Origin of the sequence: Dapis hubbardiae BLCC-M172 (assembly GCF_050016015.1) — a bacterium.
Classification (GTDB): Bacteria; Cyanobacteriota; Cyanobacteriia; order Cyanobacteriales; family Microcoleaceae; genus Trichodesmium.
The window spans coordinates 35,838-38,471 of record NZ_JBNHEQ010000188.1 but is presented as its reverse complement, the minus strand read 5'-3'; the positions used below and the strand labels follow the sequence as shown (position 1 = coordinate 38,471).

The following is a 2,634-nucleotide window of genomic DNA, read 5'->3' as shown; positions in this document are numbered from 1 at the left end:
GTCAACATTGCTCAACATCTCCCAAAATTTTTTGTGCTAAATCAAATCTTTTAATCACTGTATCTTGATCATGTCTAACTTGTTTAATTGAACCAACATACTCTGAATTTTTCCGTAATTTTACAAAATTTAGTTTAATAGTTTCTTTGTGTTGATATAGAAATTTATCGTCGAGAGTTTTTTCTCTAAAACACTTAAAATTCTCTAATTCTATCTTAGTCAACATTGCTCAACATCTCCCAAAATTTTTTGTGCTAAATCAAATCTTTTAATGACTGTATTTTTATCATTTCTAACTCGTTTAATTGAACCAACATATTCTGAATTTTTTCGTAATTTTACAAAATTTTGTTGAATAGTTTGTTTGTGTTGCTGTAAAAATTCATCGTCATGTGTTGAGAAAAAGTAAGAAATAGATTCAAACATGATCGTATTAACTTTTCCTCTACTTCTATCTGTTGGCAAACGAAAATTTTCTTGCTCAAAAAAGTCATAAGTTAATTTCATCACTCTTTCAAAATCTTGTTTTAACTCATCTATTTGCTCCTCTGACATTTCATTTATTTTTTGCATTGCATCCTCTAAAAATTTATTCATGTCACCTTGATAATCTTGATGATAATCATTACATATCTTAAAAGCCAAATAATGCAAAATTAGCTCTCTATCTTTCATTCTTTTCTCAGAAAAACCATGATCAATTGCCTGTTTAAAATAATCTGTCTCTGATAATTCTTTTAAGAGCCTTGTAGATTTACCTGTGAAAATACAATTCCTAATTTCTTGTCTTTCTAGTTTTGTTCCTCCAGTATTAACTCGCTCAAAAATCTCATAAAGAATGTTTGAAGGTGCAGAATATGGAATCACATATAAAGAAATTTTCTTATCCTCTATTCTAGTTTCATAATCTCCGGGTTTTTCTTTTAAATCATCAAAACTACAATCATTTAATTGTGGCAAAACTTTTAATCCAGTCAGCTTAAATTTATTATCTATAAAGTCACGAATAGCTGAAGTTCTCTGTAACCCATCTACAACTATAAATTTTCCCTTTTTAGTTTGCTTTACATACCAATAAGGTAAAGGAAAATTCAGAATAATTGACTCAATAAATTTACTTTTTTGCTCTAGAGTCCATATATTTGGATTTCTTTGAAATTCAGGATCGAGAATTATTTTGTTTTGCTCACATTTTCTTTTGAGTTCAAAAACAGTATAGGGGTTTTCCCTAATATCAATATCCTGTTCCATTAGATTTTCAGGATATAGACTAGCATTCTCAGTAGCATATTCTTCCGGTGTATCCTCATCAGTTTCGACAATATCATCCTGTGGGTTTTGAGATTTCAAAATTTTTTCCATAATCATAATTTTTTATTTTTAAATTATTTTAAAAATACGCCACAATTTTTGTTCATAAATCAAAGGGTTTTGTGCTATTACTATAATATTACCATTTATAAATTATCATAATCTCCTCAATGTGAATAAACTTAATATAATAAATTTTTCTACAGTTAAGAAAACTAGCAGAAAGTCAAGATAATCTTGATTCCAAACACTACATCTTTGCTATGGTAGATTAAAAGCAAGAATTTCTTTTGATGGAGTTACGCGATGGCTTAAAATGATTCTCACCTGTAACAATTTTTCTCTAATGCAATAAAATCAGAATAATAAAACATCCAAAAGAGGAAAAATAAACACTAATGTTAGAAACATTACTCGAACCACTACAATACAGTTTTATGCAGCGATCGCTCCTAGTCGCAGTAATAGTCGGAATCATCTGTGCAGTAGTTGGCAGTTATTTAATGGTACAAAGATTAGCTCTATTAGGAGATGCCATTAGTCACTCAGTTTTACCAGGATTAGCTATTGCTTTTTGGATAGGAGCAAATATATTTATCGGAGCATTTATCGCTGGAATAATTAGCACTATTTTAATTAACTTAATTAGGACGCGATCGCCAATCAAAGAAGATGCAGCAATGGGGATAGTTTTTTCTGCTTTCTTTGCACTAGGAATCACACTAATTACAATTATTCAGAAAGACAATAAAATCGACCTAAATCATTTTTTATTCGGCAATATTCTCGGCGTAACTGTTGGAGATGTACGAGATACATTAATAAGTGCTGTGGTTGTTTTATTAGTTGTAGTTCTACTATATAAAGAACTATTATTTTACACATTTGATCCGCTCGGTGCTCAAGCAGTAGGTTTACCTGTAAATTTATTAAACTTGGGATTAATGATGTTAATTGGTTTGACAATTGTAGCGAGTCTCAAAGCAGTAGGAGTAGTCTTAGTTTTATCCTTATTAATTACACCAGCATCTACAGCTTATTTATTAGTTAAAAGACTCCATCAAGTAATGATATTAGGAGTAGGAATAGGAATTTTATCTAGTATTAGTGGGATGTATATTAGCTACTTCTATAATTTGCCATCTGGTCCGGCAATTGTATTAGTGTCATTTGGATTATTTATATTAGCTTTTTTGTTCAGTCCTACTCAGGGAATTTTGACTCATCCTGCATCAACTTCTAATCAGCCTTCTATTTGGAGAGAGTTGAAAAGTTTAATCAAGTAAAGTTGAAAATATGAGATATTTAATCCTAACTAAATAT

3 protein-coding genes are annotated in these 2,634 nt (G+C 30.0%); 1 reads left to right on the top strand and 2 read right to left on the bottom strand.

The window, feature by feature from the left end:
• Position 1: 1 nt before the first annotated feature.
• Positions 2–226 carry a hypothetical protein gene (locus ACP6PK_RS17065; RefSeq protein ID WP_426561095.1) on the bottom strand — a complete coding sequence of 75 codons (225 nt, stop codon included), beginning with the start codon at positions 224–226 and terminating at the stop codon, positions 2–4.
• The gene (locus ACP6PK_RS17060; RefSeq protein WP_426561093.1) at positions 220–1,368 is read right to left on the bottom strand and encodes a DUF262 domain-containing protein; all 1,149 of its coding nucleotides are present in this window, start codon (positions 1,366–1,368) and stop codon (positions 220–222) included. The genes ACP6PK_RS17065 and ACP6PK_RS17060 overlap by 7 nt, the downstream gene beginning before the upstream one ends.
• Before the next feature lie 341 nt (positions 1,369–1,709).
• Here ACP6PK_RS17060 and ACP6PK_RS17055 point away from each other — a divergent pair, with 341 nt between their 5' ends.
• The gene (locus tag ACP6PK_RS17055; RefSeq protein WP_426561091.1) at positions 1,710–2,597 is read left to right on the top strand and encodes a metal ABC transporter permease; all 888 of its coding nucleotides are present in this window, start codon (positions 1,710–1,712) and stop codon (positions 2,595–2,597) included.
• Positions 2,598–2,634: the final 37 nt, after the last annotated feature.